This window comes from Siminovitchia sediminis (assembly GCF_042680885.1).
GTDB lineage: Bacteria > Bacillota > Bacilli > Bacillales > Bacillaceae_C > Siminovitchia > Siminovitchia sediminis.
Genome location: NZ_JBHUEO010000121.1, coordinates 104,512 through 121,080 on the forward strand (window position 1 = coordinate 104,512; position 16,569 = coordinate 121,080).

Consider the following 16,569-nt stretch of genomic DNA (forward strand, 5'->3'; position numbering starts at 1 on the left):
ACAAATTGTAGATGTGTATTTTATGTGTTTGATGGAATTGGGGTTCATATGCAGAAGTTAAACCCCAAAACAAACCCCAATAAGCCCCAGCAAACCCCAAGGCGACTATGGAAATAGATTATCAAGTTGTTTGCAACAGTCTGGTCAGCTTCTTTTAGGAAATGCCCGTATGTGTTCATGGTCATTTGTATATCAGAATGGCCTAAGCTTTTAGATATTATTTGGTGTGAATGCTGGGGAGAGGAAGAAGAAGAAAAACAGATCGTATAGGTGAACAAAAAACGAATTCCTCCATTTGGAATTCGCTTTTTATGTGGCCCTTTTGGAAAGCTGGTCCATGGCAGTGAACCAAAACGATTTTCCATTGAAGGGAAAAATTTATAATGAATATTTATCCCGCCAGTTAACCTGCAATAAAAACAAAGTTGGAGTTTTGGCAAGTATGTTCTGCACAACACTCCAACTTTCCATACCTTATTAATATTTCTTTATTAATTCAACGAATTCATTAACGAAACCTTGTAGGAATTCTACTGTTCCTTCATTCAGCTTACCATTTTCATCTAATAATTCATGTACAGAACCAATATATGCTTCTGGTTGTTGAACAACGGGCATATTTAAAATGAAAGTACTTGACGTAAGTTATGGTTTGAACTGAATCCAGCAAGAGCACCTGGAGATTGGCTAATGATTGCTGCAGGTTTTCCATTCCAAACACTTTCTCCATAAGGGCGAGATGCTACATCAAGGGCATTTTTTAATGCAGCTGGGATTGAACGGTTATATTCAGGTGTTACAAATAATACCGCGTCTAATTCTTTGACTGTATTACGGAATTCTGTATATTCTGCAGGAGTTCCGAGATCTCCTTCATAATCTTGGTTAAATAATGGTAGGTGGCCGATTTCAACAAACTCTGTTACATATCCTTCTGGGAATAAAGGTGCTACGTTATCAGCAACTTGTTTTGAAAAAGAACTTGTACGAAGACTACCAACGATAATACCAACTTTAGTCATGCTATTTATCCATCCTTCTTTTTATTTTGAAAATTCGAGATAAATTGGCAAAAGAAATACTTTAATTTAATACGTGATATTACTTACAATCAAAAAAAGGATTGCTGTTATCATTATTACAATAGATAAAGGTAACAAAGCGGGATACCTAAATAACTTGGCAATAAGTAATATTGCGCCTACTATTATCTCAAAATGGAGATAATTTATTTTAAAATAAAACTACTTGTAATTTCAATGGTTTAACAGAATTGATTCAAAGGTTTTAGGGGAAACGCAAATTTTAGGACAAGTTCGAAGGAGCTTTTTGCTAGCCCAAATGGAACGCACAACTGGGACTATATTTAATCATTCGTTTAAAAAAGCAGATATCCTTGGAAAGAGGGCGCATAGTGAAACAGAAATAGAGTCTAGAGTAGTTTCAGTGAGTTATGCTGCAGTAGAGGTAGCAAAGGAGACTTTTACATCTCTAAAAAAATATTTCTATACTCGTTCTTGGAGCAGGAGAAATGTCTGAATTACTATTGAGGTTATTTCATATGCAGCAACATTGAAGGCATTTGTGCTTGCTATACACCCATACTTTTTGTAGTAAAAATATTAACTAAATTGACAAAAAAGTATGATTACCATTTTGATAAATTGAAGTCACAAGGAAATAAGTATTAGGAGGTTATTAATACTATGAAGTTTGGTCTTTTTTTATCAATGTTTTATCCAGACACACAAACCTTACTATGAAGTCCAAGGTATAAAGGTTCACTATGTCATTACGGGGAGAGTTAGTAAATGATGCCAAATTTATACCATCATCACTTTATTTTGTAATTTGGTCACAAATCCATCAGCACTATCACTAGCTACCCTATTGCGAATCACGCAAAAAATACGCACAGCATTTGTTGTGTGGCCTTGTTAGCATCCTTTAACACTTGCCCAGGGGATTGCTCTTGTCAGCCACATTAGTTAATGGTCGGAATGAATTAGGAATAGCTAGAAGAGTAAACAAATATGAGTTCGACTTAATGGGAGTAAAAAATAAAAGATAATAGAAAAATTATGAATAAATATTTAGACATATAATTGAAAGCGTTTCAGGAGAAAGATATAACATAGTGGTAAACCGTAAATACTTTAACTTTTTGGAACAACGACAATGCCAAGACCGCTAACAAAACCTGATCCGTCTATATGGATAGGTGCTCAAACACCTGAAGGCTATCGCAATGCAGTCGAACTAGTATTTAATTTCTTTAACAAGTCCCCTAAATTGATCATTCTCCACCAAAAGATATTAATGAAATGCCCTTAAATAATATAAGTATTAAATAAGAAATGTTAAGTCCTACGTTAATAAGATCAAAAGAAATTCTGAGTAAACAACAACTTCTCACATTATCAGAAATTTCAATCATGCCAAACTTTGATTTTGATTCTTCCAGCATGTTACAAACAATAGTTGATGCTATTTCAGACAAAACTAAATGGTTTGTTGTTGGTATCGTAATAATTGATGAGGATAGAAACGAGGTATGGTTTGCTGCACAACAGTGATTTGTAATCTACCATTCTAGGGGTATTAAAATAAGGAGGGGCATCTGTCAAAGGTGGTAAAAAGAAAATGTATAACAGTATCTTCTGTGATTGTTGGTAGTAGTAGTGACCATAGTATTTTTCTAGGAAGGATTGCAAACGTATGATTAAACTTACAGGAATCACTAAAACGTTTGATAACGGCTATAATGCTTTGAAAAATATCGATTTAATTTGTAATAAAGGTGAAATCACAGCTTTAATTGGTCCGAGTGGATGCGGTAAAACAACAACTATGAAATTAATGAACCGCCTATTGAATCCATCTACAGGGAACATATTTATAGATGGCAAGGACATTTCCAGTTTAGATCCAGTTGAGTTGAGAAGAAGCATTGGTTATGTGATTCAGCATATAGGTTTATTTCCACATATGACCATTTCAAAAAATATTGGTGTTGTTCCGAAGTTGTTGAAATGGGAGAAAGACCGAATTGAAAATCGTGTCAATGACTTATTGGATCTTGTTGGATTGGACCCAGAAACTTATAGGGAACGTTATCCTTCAGAATTAAGCGGTGGCCAGCAACAACGTATCGGTGTCATTAGAGCACTTGCTGCGGAGCCAGAAATTATCCTAATGGACGAGCCGTTCAGTGCTCTTGATCCAATTAGCCGTGAACAATTGCAGGATGAACTTGTTCGTCTGCAAAAAGAAATAAAAAAAACAATCATCTTTGTTACCCATGATATGGATGAGGCTATAAAGATTGCTGATAAGATCGTACTGATGAAAGATGGAGAAATTGTCCAGCAAGGAACTCCGGAAGAAATTTTACGACGACCAGTCAATGATTTTGTTGAAAATTTCATCGGTCAAAAACGTCTAAAACAAATCCATGACATTCCGACAGTTAGTGAAGTTATGGTGAAAGGGACGATCACGGTTTCTCCAAACTGCAGTATATCCAAAGCAATGAAAATAATGGAGAGTAAGTATTTATATTTGCTTATCGTGGTCAATGAAGACAACAAACTACAAGGTTATATTTCTATTTTTGACGTGGTACGGTCGTTTGAAAGTGAACATCAGCATGTGCGTGATATTATACATCCTTTTAGGCATATTGTTGACTCAGAAACACTGTTACCAAAGGCACTAAAAGCAATGAATGACTTTCAATATTCGTATTTACCAGTTGTTAAGGATGATGGTACATTAGACGGTTTGATCACATTAGAAAGTATTATCGAATATTTAGGTGATATTTATCCCCCCGTGAGAAGCGGAGTGGTTGTATAAATGAAGGATTACGGCTATTTATCGGTATTTGTTGAACGTTCGCAGGATCTTATTGTCTCACTCGGTGAACATATATTAATAACCTTAGTTGCAGTATTTCTCGGATGTCTTGTTTCTATTCCACTTGGTATGTATTTGACAAGAACCAAAGTAAAATGGATTCACTCCACTACATTTATGATCACAAATGTTTTTCAAACGATTCCGAGCCTAGCCCTGTTGGCCATGCTTCTCCCGCTCCTGGGAGTGGGTATGTTACCGGCGATTGTTGCCCTATTTTTATACTCACTCCTACCTATATTACGTAACACATATGCGGGTTTTAAATCGATTAATGAGGGTATTATTCAATCTGCCATCGGCATGGGATACAGCCCTATGCAAAGGTTATTTCAAATTGAATTTCCTCTTGCGTTTCCGTATATCATGTCGGGTATCCGGCTGACGACCGTGTATATCATTAATTGGGCGACACTAGCTACGTTGATAGGTGCCGGTGGTCTAGGTGAATTGATTGTCAGCGGGTTGGGTGTTTACGATAAGCCGCTCATCCTTGCCGCAGCTGTATTGTCTATGGCGCTCGCACTTATTGCTGATTTTCTCCTCAGTTTATTGGAAAAATCTTTAATTAAAAAAAGTCATTCCGAACAACAACAAATTATTTGAAAAGGAGACATGTCAAATTATGAGAAAAGTGTCAACTGTCTTTTTACTGTTGGTTTTAGTATTACTTTCGGCGTGCGGATCAAAAAGTTCTAGTGGTTCTGGTGGTTCAATAACGATTGGAACACAGACGTTTTCAGAAGTGAAAATTTTAGCACATATGTATAAGGAACTCATTGAAGATTCAACGGATATATCCGTTACTATTAAACCAGATCTACCCACAAGCCCAGTAATTATCGAGGCGATGGATAAAGATGAAATACAAATGTCCACTCATTACACGGGAACGGCACTTGAGTCATATTTTGGTGTTGAAAATCCTGAAAGTGACGAGGCCACGCTAGAGCAGGCGAAAAGGGATTTTGGTAAAGAATTTAACTTTAAATGGTTTGATTCGCTGGGTTTCGCAATTGATTATTCATTTACAGTACGTAGGGATATAGCTGAAAAATATAATCTTAAAACTATATCTGATTTAGAAGACATTGCTGGGGATATGACAGCTGCATTTGATACAAATTGGAAGGAGCGTAAAAATGACGGGTATGATGCTTTTATCGAAAAATATGGATTTGAATTTGGTAAAGTAAGACCTATGGAAATCGGTCTTGTCTATGATGCTGTGAAAAATGAAGATGTTGATATTGCTGTCGCTTATTCAACAGACGCACGTATTCGACTTTATGATCTAGTTATTTTAGAAGATGATAAAAGTTTATTTCCTCCGTACGATGCCAGTCCGGTAGTTAAGCAAGAGACAATTGATGAGTATCCAGAAATAGCTGATGCGATTGAACCATTGCTTGGTCGGATTGATTTAGATACAATCCAACGCTTAAACGGCGAGGTTGATATTGAAGGAAAAGATCCTGAAGAAGTGGCTGTGAATTATTTGAAAGAGCAAGGCTTGCTGGAATAGAGGAGGAATAAGTGCATGGAGAATATGCAGGTGCTCTTACAATACCTTGAGGGAAATTGGGCAAATATACTTTTATTAACATACGATCACATTCTCATGGTCATCGTCGGTATGATCCTAGCCTTAACTGTAGGCATTCCGTTGGGTATTGTCTGTGCAAAAAACGATCGGTTGGCCTCCATAATTTTGGCAATTGCTAACACTATTCAAGTGTTTCCAAGTCTCGCACTTTTGGCAATATTAATGCTTTTTTTGGGCCTGGGATTTAATACGGTTGTTATTGGCTTATTCCTATATTCCCTGTTACCAATTATTCGTAATACATATATTGGACTAAAAGGGGTAGACCCTAGCATTAATCAGGCAGGGGTAGGAGTGGGAATGACGCCATTTCAGCTTCTCATTAAAGTACAGTTGCCATTGGCTTTACCTTTTCTCCTCGCTGGTGTCCGTATAGCGACTGTAATTGGTATCGGTGTCGCGGCACTCGCGCCATTCGTTGGAGGTGAAGGGTTGGGGAGACTTATTTATTCTGGAATCAATTTACGGGATCCTATGAAAATATACAGTGGTTCCTTGGTTGCCGCAAGTCTCGCCATATTCGTCGACTACCTGTTAGGGAAAGCACAAAAGAAATTGGAGTATCGATAGTACGTACAATGTTCTCTATGGATGAGAAGGAAAAATGTAATAAATATATTGGATTTCTAACTAAAAAAGATAACCTACTGTATCCTGCATAAAATGTAGGATACTTTTTTTCTATATTAACTCACTCGCGTTGGATTAATTAACAATGCCATCTTTTGTCGCCTTTGCCCTCATTACCCTGAATTTTAACATGGACGTGTTTGTCAACAGGTATTATGCCCACGGACCTATTCTACAAGCATGTATCTTATTTATACTTTTTGTAGAATGAAATCAAATAAATTTAACCAAAAAGTACAAATGTCATTATGGTAATTTTAAAGCATAAAGAAATCAATTTTAGGAGGCTTTTAATATTATGAAATTCGGTCTTTTTTTATCAATGTATTACCCAGATACAAACAAACCCTATCATGAAATGCTGGATGAAACGGTTCAACTTTGCCAATACGCGGAAGAGTTGGGATACGACGCCATATTTATACCGGAGCATCATTTTGTCAACTTTATTACGAATCCATCATCGTTGTCACTTGCTATTCACATTGCGAATCACACGAAAAAAATTCGCCTTGTTACAGCAGTAGTTGTAATGCCTTGGTATCATCCGCTAGCGCTTGCAGAGGAGCTTGCTCTTGTCGATCACATTAGTAATGGGCGGATTGAATTAGGGGTAGCCAGAGGAGCAAATAAATACGAGTTTGACCGATTAGGAGTAGATATCAAAGATAGTAGAGAAATGATGAACGAATCTTTAGATGTTTTATTGAAGGCGCTTCAAGAAGAAGATATTAAGCATAGTGGTAAATTTTTCAGTTTTCCTGAAACAACGACGATGCCTAGACCACTCACAAAGCCCCATCCACCTATATGGGTAGGAGCTCAAACACCTGAAGGATTTCGTAATGCGGCCGAACGTGGATTTAATGTTTTTACAAGTCCTTTGTATGGATCATTTTCTACTGAGAGCGACTTCGAATATACTCTCAATCACTATAAAAACAGCTTACTTGAGACAGGCGCAAAACCCAAAGAGTTTGGTGTGTTAAGAAAAATATTTGTTGAAAAGGACCGCGAGACTGCCGAGAAGGAACTGGATCTTTTGATGGAACAATGGGGAGTATTTATGGCTTTTTATGAGACGGGCGGCTTAGATTTTCGGGTCGATAAAGCAGACACGCTCGTTGAAAAAGGAAAAGTAATTCCAGCAAAAATTGATATTGCTCTCGATCAACTGGCTGAAAGATACGATGATCCGATTTTGACTGATATCGATGGTGCACGAAAAAAATTAAAATATTATGAGGAAAAAGGGGTCACTATGTTCATGGCAAACATGCAATTTGGAAGTGATCATGAAAAAGTAATGAATTCTTTGGGCCGCTTAGGATCCTTGATTCCAGAATTTAGTTCAAGTAAATCGCTCGAAGGTCCTGTTAAAGCTTAATGAATACAGATGCGTGGGAGGAAAGAGAATGAAAGAAGGGTTGCTTTTTATCAATGGTGAGTGGATAACGTCCGAAACAAATCAATGGATAGACGTTGAAAATCCAGCTTCAGCCGAAATCGTTGGGAGAGTTTCTGATGCAGGTGCATCGGAAACTCGTCTGGCAATTGCAGCTGCAGAAGAAGCTTTTTCATTATGGTCCCAATTGCCTGCAAAAGAACGTGCTGATTATCTTATGGCAGTCGGAAAAAAGATGATGGATAGACAAAAAGAACTCGCAATGTTGTTAACGCATGAGCAGGGAAAACCTTTAGCCGAATCCCTTGGTGAAATCGCAATATCAGCTGACTATTTGTTTTGGAATGCAGAAGAAGCAAAACGTGTGTATGGAGAAACCATTCCTGCATCAAGCAGTAATAAGCGTATGTTAGCCATTCGTCAGCCTTTGGGTGTTTGTGCAGCAATAACGCCCTGGAATTTTCCAGCGATGATGATTACCCGAAAAATCGGTCCTGCCCTTGCAGCCGGCTGTACTGTGGTAGTGAAGCCAGCAAGCTATACACCCCTTACAGCTGTTGCTATTATGGAGATTTTCGAGGAAGTGGGAATTCCTAAAGGCGTTGTGAACCTTGTAACTGGTAGTGCGAGTGAAATTTCTGGAGAATTGATGAGTAATAACACTGTTCGGAAAATTTCCTTTACCGGTTCTACAGCTGTTGGGAAACTGTTAATGCGCGATGCAGCGGATCAGGTGAAAAAGTTATCTTTGGAATTGGGAGGACATGCGCCGCTCATTATATTCTCTGATGCAGATTTGGACGCCGCCGTGCAAGGTGTAATGAATAGCAAGTTTCGTAATGCAGGTCAAATGTGCGTATGTGTAAATCGATTATACGTAGAACGGTCGGTCGCAGAAGAAGTAACATCTAAACTTGCAAAAGCTGCAGCCGCTTTAAAAGTTGGTAATGGACTTGATTCCGGCGTGGAAGTCGGTCCTTTAATTAACCGGAAAGCTATAGATCATATTCAATCTCAAGTGGATGATGCATTGACCAAAGGGGCAAAAGTGATTACAGGCGGCTGTACTGTGGGGATGAACGGGGAACAGACAGGTGCTTTCTATCAACCTACTATTCTGTCAAATGTATCTGACGATGCAATAATCCAAAGTGAAGAGACGTTTGGACCTGTGCTTCCTATCTGGGTATTTGATGATGAGCAAGAAGTTGTTCAGAAAGCAAATGATAGTGAATATGGGCTGGCCGCATATCTCTACACACGGGATTTGGCACGTTCAGTTCGCGTAAGTGAAGCGCTGGAATATGGGATAGTCGGCATTAACGATACAGGCGTAGCAGCAGTTCAAGCACCATTCGGAGGAATGAAACAAAGCGGCTTCGGCGTCGAAGGTGGCTATTACGGAGTAGAAGAATATACTCAAATCAAGTATATATCAGTACAAATTTAACAGTTTGTTCTTTAATGAACAACACCCAGACATTACAAAGGGAGGGCCAAAGCATGAAACTTTTGGGTATTTCCGGAACGGTAACAGGTTCAAAAACTAAAATAGTTATACAAAGAGTATTGGATGAAGTAAAAGCGCAAAATCTGGACGTTGATGTTGAGTTATTGGATCTAAGTGAATATGATGTTCAGTTTTGCGATGGGCGTGATCCGGCTTTATACACGGGTGATACAAAGAAAGTAATAGATATTGTCTCTTCTGCTGACTTTTTCATTATTGGAACACCAATATTTAATGGTTCCCTCTCGGGTGCCTTGAAAAATCTATTTGACCTAGTTCCGGTTAAAGCGTTTCGGAACAAAGTGATGGGTTTTGTCGCTACAGGCGGAACATATCAACACTACTTGGTAATTGAAAATCAATTAAAACCTATTGCTGGTTATTACCGAGCTTATGTTGTTCCAGATTATGTATATGCGCACGATTCCCATTTCAACGACCAAAAGCAAATTTCTGACCCAGATTTGATGCAACGAATCAGTAATTTAGCCCATCAAGCAGTATACATGCATAATGCTCTGAAAACTAAAAATAAAAACCAAGCCCTGTCCTTTTTGTATGAAAGTTCATGATCGGATAACGTAAAAAGGAGAGTGTTCAAATGGCCCTTATTAAGGAAAAAGAAATCCATTTAAATGATTTGAGGTTTTCTCAGCTTTGCCAAGAACTGTATGGTATAAACCGAGGTGTGTATAACACGATTGATGACTGGTTTTATACGAAAGGAATAATAAATATTTTAGAGCGAAGAAAAGTTATTTTAGATTTCCTCGCTTCGTTGGAACAAAGTAATCAAAACATCCGCAGGTATCGGAAATTTGGCCACGGGGGCTTATCCGCCGAGTTGGACTCTTATTGGGAAGAAACAAAGTGCTCGTAAATAAACATATCACTCTATAATAACATGTCTATATTTTAAAAGGAGTTGAGCAATTTGACAAAAGTTTTGTATAAAAATGCCAAGGTTTATACACTCAATTCTTCTGAACCAATCGCCGATTCTTTTATCGTTGATGAAACTGATGGCACATTTGCCTGGGTAGGCAATGCATCAGAAGCGGAAAACTTCAGCAACGTTTATGATCTTGGCGGCGCAACCGTACTACCAGGGTTTGTGGACGCTCATACTCATTTGGAAGTAACGGCCATTTCTCGTTACATCAATGTAGATTGCAGATATCCCACAGTCAAGAGTATTGTTGAGATTCAACGAAAAATAAAAGAACGAGTGGCATCTCTTCCCCCGGGAGAATGGGTAGTAGCGCAGGGAGTAAATTTTCAAGATAGCTTGTTGGAAGAAAATAGATTTCCAACCAAGGAAGACCTTGATGCCATAAGTACAGTGCATCCAATTGTTTATCGACCAAGTTTCCATATGGCAATTCTGAATTCTAAGGCGTTAGAATTGGCGAATATTACACGGGACACACCTGATCCTCCCGGAGGAATCATCGAGCGTGATATACAAGGAGAACCTAATGGAGTCACAAGAGATGTTGAACATTATCTGCTAGGTATTCCGGAACCTTCAAGAGAAGAACAACAAAGAGCTTACATGCATTGTATTCAGAATGACTTTCTGGCCAGGGGAGTTACGAGTTTATTTGAAATCAGTCATACAAAAAACAGTTTGCGCAATTTGGCTGCAATAAACAGCCCGCTTCGTATTGGTGTATACGTCCATGTGCCCGGAACGGCAGACTTTGAAGAAGCCCTAAACGGCCTTCCCGATTACTTAAATGGCAATAACCCTTTTTTTGCAGGAGTTAAGGTCTTTATTGATGGAGGAACTACCGCATTAGCTGCTGCATATAACGAGCCATACGCGATAGATCCTTCTACATCGGGGAAAGTGGCCATTGATATTGACGAGTTGTTTGGTTATTTGAAGAGCTGTGATAATGCCGAAATTCCGCTGGTCATCCATGCAGTTGGTGACAGAGCCCAAGATATAGTGATTGAAGCGATGGAAAGATTAACTGCAACTGGAAAAAGGCAATTCCACGTAAAGCATAGAATCGAACATGGAGGCAACGTGCTCTGTACTCCGGAACGTCAAAGAAAATTTAAAGAAGTTGGCCTTATTCCTGTACCCAACCCTTCATTTATTATGGTTTTTGGTGATGCACTTGGAAAATATCTGGGTGAAAGAAGAACGCAGTATGCATATCCATTTAAAAGTATGATTGAAAACGGGCTAGAACCTGCATCGGGGGGAGATTGTGCGGGTGCAGAAATGAGATCAGCCAATCCTTGGTTTAATATATGGTGTACGATCAACAGAAAAACCCAATCTGGAAAAGTATTGCACCCGGAAGAGGCGATTGATTTAATGGATGCACTTCGAATGCATACGATATGGAGCGCCAAAGCGTGTGGTGTTGAAGATAAGGTAGGCTCTATTGAAACAGGGAAATTTGCTGACTTCATATTGCTCGAAGAAGATATATTTTTCGTTCCTGTAGAAGAATTAAAAGATATTTTGCCGCTGGAGACCTGGATTGGCGGAAAGTTAATTAAAGGTAAAAAGGAGCAACGTCATGCCGATTATTCACATTGATTTACTGGATGGAAAGTCAGTTGAGCAAAAAGATGAACTGATCTCCAGCGTTACCGAAGTTACTGAAAAAGCCCTTGGTGTTGATAAAGAGCACATTACAATAATATTAAGGGAAGTTTCGAGGGATCATTGGGCTGTACAAGGAAAAGCTTTAACTAAAAAAATTGAACAGTAATAACGAAAGTTCTTAATAAAGTATTTTTGTTTAAATAAATAATATTTAATAATCTATGCTTCAAAAGTGAAAGACGAATAGAATTGCCCCGTCAAAAAAATATGTCACTGTTTTAATTAAATGTGATATATTATTAGCAACTTAATGGGGAGTTCAATTCGTCTATATTTTTATATAATTAATGAATGCCGTTCTTCTACATTATAAACGCTAAAAAATATAAAAATAATGAGGCATTTTACTATTTGAAACAATTAGCCAATTACGATAGCAAATATTACTAATTCAACATGAGAGAGAAATCCATAATAGGTACCTTAATGAAAGGAATCCATAAAATATAAGTATTCAATTCGAAATATTAATTATATAATAACTATTAAAACGATACGGCAGGTGAGAGAATTGGATGGATTAATAACAGATCATATAGAGCTTCTCAATGAACAGCAAGTTCGAAACTTATTAAAAATCTCAAACATAGTAAACTCTAATTTTGATCTAACTAGTATGTTACAAACAATAGTTGACACTATTTCAGAGAATTCCATATGGCCTATTGTGGGTATCGTAATTATCGATGAGGAGAAGCATGAGGAATGGTTTGCTGCGCAGCGGGGTTTTAAAATCTATAACTCAATCGAAGAAGATCGATGGTCATTGGATATCTGTATATCACCTCAGGCTGTACGGTCCGGAAAAGCTATTGTCATAGAGGACTTTTTTCAAGTAGACGATTTACCACCTGGTGTAAGGGATTACTGTATTGAAAGTGGTTACAGATCTGCTGTACTCGTACCTTTAAAGGAAACCTATCCCAGTACCGTGCTTTGGTTATGCACCCCAGATGTTACTCAACATACCCAAAGTGATATTGTGTTTGCAGAAAGTTTGTCAAATCAGGTAGCTATTGCTTACCGAAATGCACAATTATATGAAAAGTCCCGTAGCCAGGCTGCCGAATTAGCTAAAATCCACGACACAATGGGGCAGCTGCTGAATATGGTTGTTGAACGGGATACATCCGAGAAAATCAGGAATGCAGCTGCCCAGATGTTCAAGAACCCAATTTGGTTTGAAGACCATTACGGTAACCGTATACCTAATATAGGCGGGCCTTCTGCTCCTGATAAGCTCGAAACGACTTTACCGATTAAATATCCCTATAAAGATCATAATGTCTTAGCCATTCCCATTGTTTCCGGATCTGAGCAATTTGGCTGGTTATTGTCCTTAGATTCCCATGAGGATTTTAAAGAATCCGATATTTCATTTCTTAGGCAGCTTGCTTTGATTTTCTCAATGGTATTCTTAAAAGAGCGTGTTTTTCATGAAGTTGAATCTCAAGTCCGAATGGATCTATTTTCTTCCTTAGTATCTATTACAGAAAAAGATACACAGAACAGCATTAAACTGAATCAGCGAGCTACAGCTTTAAGAGTAGAGATACCACAACGAGGACGTGTTGCAATAGTGGGAGTAGATAGTGGAAACTCTGTCATTGATTTTAGTTTTCAGGACAAGTTGGCTCGAGCAGCCACTACAATTGCCCGTTGGCTTCCCAACCGTCTGGTAGCCATTCAAGATCAATATATTGCTATGTTAATTAGTCCGGGCGAAGAGAATAAAATTGCAAAGCGTCTAACAGAATTAAACTTCTTCTTTTCCACTTCTCAGCCTATTTTGGCAGTGGGGGAAATTGTCGAAAGTAAAAATTTATATGGTGTGTCACTAACTTCTGCATTAAAAGTTTTAAATGTAGTACGTTATCTAAATTTAAAAGGAATGGTGTTTAAATCAGAGGATCTGGGTATTTATTCTATTCTCTTTGATCCTGGTAAACAAGGAGAACTTGAATCTTTTTCAAGAAAAGTATTGGGCCAATTACTTTCAAACGATCCACAAGGAATATATTGGGAGACTTTAAAAACCTTTTTTGAGGAGAATTTCCATTTGGAATCCACTGCTAAAATCTTGAATATTCATATTAGTACTCTTAGATACAGGTTGGACAAAATCCAATCATTTGGAATCGATTGGAAAAAATCAGATACTCGATTGGAAATACACATTGCTATTGTTGTAGAAAAATGGAGGCGCTAGCAGTTTGAATATTCCTTTAACTAGTCGCCACTCCCATTAATCAAAATCAATCTACCTTTGATTAATGGGAGTGATTTTTATTTTATCAAAATATCCTGCCAATGAAAGAAGAAAAACGCCAGTATCCATAAGGATAAGGACGTTTTTCTTAGTTTTGTTTAGTAAGGTAAAAACATCAATGCCAAGTAGTGAAAAAAGCGCTATCATCGCAGATGAGGAGTACTTAGTTGTTTAGATAATTCTTTGAAAAAAATTAAACAGCAATGTTATCTTCTTCGTTATCTTCCTCTTTTTTTTCCGACAAGAATGCTGTTTCCTGTTTCAAGGATTTCATGAAGGAAACGATCATGACTAATACTACTACTGTAAAAGGTAATCCTGCTGCTACTGAAACAGATTGTAAAGGAGTCAATCCCCCACTATAAATTAAAGTAATAGCTATTGCTGCGATGACGATTCCCCATAATATTTTAGTTCTATTTGTAGGATTGTTAGATTCTTCACTCATCATTCCTAATACAAACACAGTTGAATCTGCCGAAGTAACCATAAATATTAGGATGGAAATGATGGACAATGCCATTAACATAGAACTGAATGGGAAGTACTGTAGAAAAAGGAAAAATGCTGTGGTCACATCCTCCATTACATTGTTTGCCAATTCACTTCTTCCTAAGTTATGAATGAAATGCAGTGCACTACCGCCGAAAACAGAAAACCACGTGATTGATGTGAAAGCCGGTACAAACATTGTACCCATAACAAACTCTTTAATTGTTCTCCCTTTAGAAATTCTTGCGATAAAGATTCCTACGAAAGTGGCAAAACTTATAATCCATCCCCAATAAAAAATCGTCCAGTTTGAAAGCCAAGTATTGTCTGTTGAAAAAGGCTCCATCCGTAAGCTCATTCCCACTAGGTTTTGAAGATAGTCTCCACCGGATGCTACTAATATTTGAAGGATTTTTTGTGTTGGACCAAGAATGAAAATTAGCGCCAATATAATAAAACCTATTACTACATTTATATTTGACAATCTTTTAATGCCACGGTCCAGTCCATAGCATGCTGACATAACGAAACCAATAGTGATAATCACAAAAAGAATACTTTGAGAAAAACTAGTATTGTCTATTCCCCAGACAAAGTCTAATCCGCTTGCTACCTGTCTAACACCCAAACCCATTGAAGTTGTAACGCCTGATAGTATTGCGAAGATTGTTAAAATATTAACAATTTTTCCAATAGGTCCATGTATTTTCTCCCCCAGTAATGGGTATAGCGTATAACTTATGAGAGGGGGATAATTTTTACGAAATTGAAAATACGTTATCATTAAACCAATAATACAGTTAACCGCCCAAAAATGAAGACCCCAATGAAAGAAAGAAGTACTCAGCGCCAACTTAGCAGATTCGGAAGTACCGCCCTCACCAACTGGGGGAGATAAATAATGCATAACTGGCTCTGCTACTCCCCAAAAGAAAAGACCTGCAGCTAAACCGGTACTAAATAACATCGCTAGCCATGAACCGGTGCTAAACTCCGGGCGGTCTGAGTCTTTCCCTAATCTTATTTTTCCATATTTAGAGAAAGCTAGATATATGCACATGACCACAAACAGAGTAAATGAAATCAGGTAAAACCACCCGAAACTATCAGTAGCAAAAACTAGAAAGCTGGAGGAAATCTCACTTAGCTTTTTAGGGCTAAACACTCCAATTAGAATAAAAATTAAGGTAACCATTAACGATATGATCATGACGGAATTTTTCTTTAACATACCACATTTCCCCCTAATGTAAATTTGTGAGAGTAGATTAAATTATGTTCATCACCACTAGAACAGTCAATACTTTATAACGTTTCGAATCACTTTCTTTCATATTAAATTATTTATTAAGTTAATGATAGCACTTACATCCTCCTACTTTTTGTTGAGTTTTTAAGCGAAAAGTAATAAAAAAGTTGAAATCTATTCGCATGGAATACATTGGGAGACTATAAAAGCTTTTTTTGAGCAGAATTCCAATAATACTTTTAACTCCCCAAAAATGAAGGGCTAGTATTCATTCTTGGTTCGACACAACGTTTCCCCTTCCTATATATTAGTACAACTATTTTATAATTTTTTATCAATAATTTAACAGAAAAATAGGAGTATAATACTGTTAATATTTTGAGTATTAAAAGCAGAAGGGGGATTTTGAAAACTCGAAAATGTTATATTGAATCCAATTTCAAACGAGCGAAGGGTATAGCAAAAGTAATACACCTTAGGAGGAGTTATAATGTCTAAACCATATTTAGTTATTGAGTGGAATGATACAGAAACAGATGCAAAAGGCCATGGAAGCGGTATCTTCTAGCAGAAGAAAAACAGCTGTCCAGAGTATTGGTGGAAGTTATATTTTTCAGTATTTCGGATGATGCAGCGGGGGACTTGGATCTAATGATGGGTACATTGGAAGGTGAAAACATGTTTTGGTCAACACGTGTTGATTGTGATTCGAAAGTAAAAACCTTGCTACTCATTCATCTGGTGGAATATTTACATAAAGGTTTTAATACGAAAGCATTTGATCACAGCTTCTATTCGGCAACATCCACGAACATCCGATAAAAATGTTATCCCTCTACGGAGGCATCCTTTTACTAGAAA

General features: G+C 37.6%; 14 protein-coding genes and 1 pseudogene. 13 read left to right on the forward strand and 2 right to left on the reverse strand.

The window, feature by feature from the left end:
- Positions 1-620 precede the first annotated feature (620 nt).
- Positions 621-1,022, reverse strand: a complete 402-nt coding sequence (locus ACFSCZ_RS19715) for an NADPH-dependent FMN reductase (protein ID WP_380776766.1) — start codon at positions 1,020-1,022, stop codon at positions 621-623.
- A gap of 250 nt (positions 1,023-1,272) precedes the next feature.
- Here ACFSCZ_RS19715 and ACFSCZ_RS19720 point away from each other — a divergent pair.
- The 12 genes and pseudogenes from ACFSCZ_RS19720 to ACFSCZ_RS19775 form a co-directional block, all read left to right on the forward strand.
- Positions 1,273-1,552: pseudogene (locus ACFSCZ_RS19720) on the forward strand (glutamyl-tRNA reductase); the annotation flags it as partial.
- A gap of 1,166 nt (positions 1,553-2,718) precedes the next feature.
- The gene (locus ACFSCZ_RS19725; RefSeq protein ID WP_380776768.1) at positions 2,719-3,858 is read left to right on the forward strand and encodes a betaine/proline/choline family ABC transporter ATP-binding protein; all 1,140 of its coding nucleotides are present in this window, start codon (positions 2,719-2,721) and stop codon (positions 3,856-3,858) included.
- A complete protein-coding gene (locus tag ACFSCZ_RS19730) occupies positions 3,859-4,524 on the forward strand; it encodes an ABC transporter permease (protein ID WP_380776770.1) in 666 nt (221 codons plus the stop codon). It begins immediately after the preceding gene.
- Positions 4,525-4,543: 19 nt separating this feature from the next.
- Entirely contained in the window at positions 4,544-5,443 is a 900-nt protein-coding gene (locus tag ACFSCZ_RS19735; protein ID WP_380776772.1) for a glycine betaine ABC transporter substrate-binding protein, read from the forward strand.
- Positions 5,444-5,458: 15 nt separating this feature from the next.
- Positions 5,459-6,094: an ABC transporter permease gene (locus tag ACFSCZ_RS19740; RefSeq protein WP_380776774.1), complete on the forward strand. Its 636-nt coding sequence runs from the start codon at positions 5,459-5,461 to the stop codon at positions 6,092-6,094.
- Between the two features lie 358 nt (positions 6,095-6,452).
- A complete protein-coding gene (locus ACFSCZ_RS19745) occupies positions 6,453-7,541 on the forward strand; it encodes an LLM class flavin-dependent oxidoreductase (protein WP_380776776.1) in 1,089 nt (362 codons plus the stop codon).
- A gap of 28 nt (positions 7,542-7,569) precedes the next feature.
- Positions 7,570-9,009, forward strand: coding sequence for an NAD-dependent succinate-semialdehyde dehydrogenase (locus ACFSCZ_RS19750; RefSeq protein ID WP_380776778.1), 1,440 nt, complete (start codon positions 7,570-7,572; stop codon positions 9,007-9,009).
- A gap of 53 nt (positions 9,010-9,062) precedes the next feature.
- A complete protein-coding gene (locus ACFSCZ_RS19755; RefSeq protein WP_380776780.1) occupies positions 9,063-9,641 on the forward strand; it encodes an NADPH-dependent FMN reductase in 579 nt (192 codons plus the stop codon).
- 29 nt (positions 9,642-9,670) lie between these two features.
- Entirely contained in the window at positions 9,671-9,949 is a 279-nt protein-coding gene (locus ACFSCZ_RS19760; RefSeq protein WP_380776782.1) for a hypothetical protein, read from the forward strand.
- A gap of 54 nt (positions 9,950-10,003) precedes the next feature.
- Entirely contained in the window at positions 10,004-11,629 is a 1,626-nt protein-coding gene (locus tag ACFSCZ_RS19765; RefSeq protein WP_380776784.1) for an amidohydrolase, read from the forward strand.
- Positions 11,610-11,804 carry a 2-hydroxymuconate tautomerase gene (locus ACFSCZ_RS19770; protein ID WP_380776786.1) on the forward strand — a complete coding sequence of 65 codons (195 nt, stop codon included), beginning with the start codon at positions 11,610-11,612 and terminating at the stop codon, positions 11,802-11,804. Before ACFSCZ_RS19765 ends, ACFSCZ_RS19770 begins: the two co-directional genes overlap by 20 nt.
- A gap of 405 nt (positions 11,805-12,209) precedes the next feature.
- The gene (locus ACFSCZ_RS19775) at positions 12,210-13,907 is read left to right on the forward strand and encodes a GAF domain-containing protein (RefSeq protein WP_380776788.1); all 1,698 of its coding nucleotides are present in this window, start codon (positions 12,210-12,212) and stop codon (positions 13,905-13,907) included.
- A 253-nt stretch (positions 13,908-14,160) separates the two neighbouring features.
- Here the strand turns inward: ACFSCZ_RS19775 and ACFSCZ_RS19780 are convergent, their stop codons facing one another.
- Positions 14,161-15,690 carry a BCCT family transporter gene (locus ACFSCZ_RS19780; RefSeq protein WP_380776790.1) on the reverse strand — a complete coding sequence of 510 codons (1,530 nt, stop codon included), beginning with the start codon at positions 15,688-15,690 and terminating at the stop codon, positions 14,161-14,163.
- 612 nt (positions 15,691-16,302) lie between these two features.
- Here ACFSCZ_RS19780 and ACFSCZ_RS19785 point away from each other — a divergent pair.
- Positions 16,303-16,530: a hypothetical protein gene (locus ACFSCZ_RS19785; protein WP_380776791.1), complete on the forward strand. Its 228-nt coding sequence runs from the start codon at positions 16,303-16,305 to the stop codon at positions 16,528-16,530.
- Positions 16,531-16,569 lie beyond the last annotated feature (39 nt).

What these genes read in the sequence shown, in the direction of transcription:
- ACFSCZ_RS19715 (WP_380776766.1), bottom strand. Translation starts at nt 1,022, where the DNA reads ATGACTAAAGTTGGTATTATCGTTGGTAGTCTTCGTACAAGTTCTTTT.
- ACFSCZ_RS19725 (WP_380776768.1), top strand. Translation starts at nt 2,719, where the DNA reads ATGATTAAACTTACAGGAATCACTAAAACGTTTGATAACGGCTATAAT.
- ACFSCZ_RS19730 (WP_380776770.1), top strand. Translation starts at nt 3,859, where the DNA reads ATGAAGGATTACGGCTATTTATCGGTATTTGTTGAACGTTCGCAGGAT.
- ACFSCZ_RS19735 (WP_380776772.1), top strand. Translation starts at nt 4,544, where the DNA reads ATGAGAAAAGTGTCAACTGTCTTTTTACTGTTGGTTTTAGTATTACTT.
- ACFSCZ_RS19740 (WP_380776774.1), top strand. Translation starts at nt 5,459, where the DNA reads ATGGAGAATATGCAGGTGCTCTTACAATACCTTGAGGGAAATTGGGCA.
- ACFSCZ_RS19745 (WP_380776776.1), top strand. Translation starts at nt 6,453, where the DNA reads ATGAAATTCGGTCTTTTTTTATCAATGTATTACCCAGATACAAACAAA.
- ACFSCZ_RS19750 (WP_380776778.1), top strand. Translation starts at nt 7,570, where the DNA reads ATGAAAGAAGGGTTGCTTTTTATCAATGGTGAGTGGATAACGTCCGAA.
- ACFSCZ_RS19755 (WP_380776780.1), top strand. Translation starts at nt 9,063, where the DNA reads ATGAAACTTTTGGGTATTTCCGGAACGGTAACAGGTTCAAAAACTAAA.
- ACFSCZ_RS19760 (WP_380776782.1), top strand. Translation starts at nt 9,671, where the DNA reads ATGGCCCTTATTAAGGAAAAAGAAATCCATTTAAATGATTTGAGGTTT.
- ACFSCZ_RS19770 (WP_380776786.1), top strand. Translation starts at nt 11,610, where the DNA reads ATGCCGATTATTCACATTGATTTACTGGATGGAAAGTCAGTTGAGCAA.
- ACFSCZ_RS19780 (WP_380776790.1), bottom strand. Translation starts at nt 15,690, where the DNA reads ATGTTAAAGAAAAATTCCGTCATGATCATATCGTTAATGGTTACCTTA.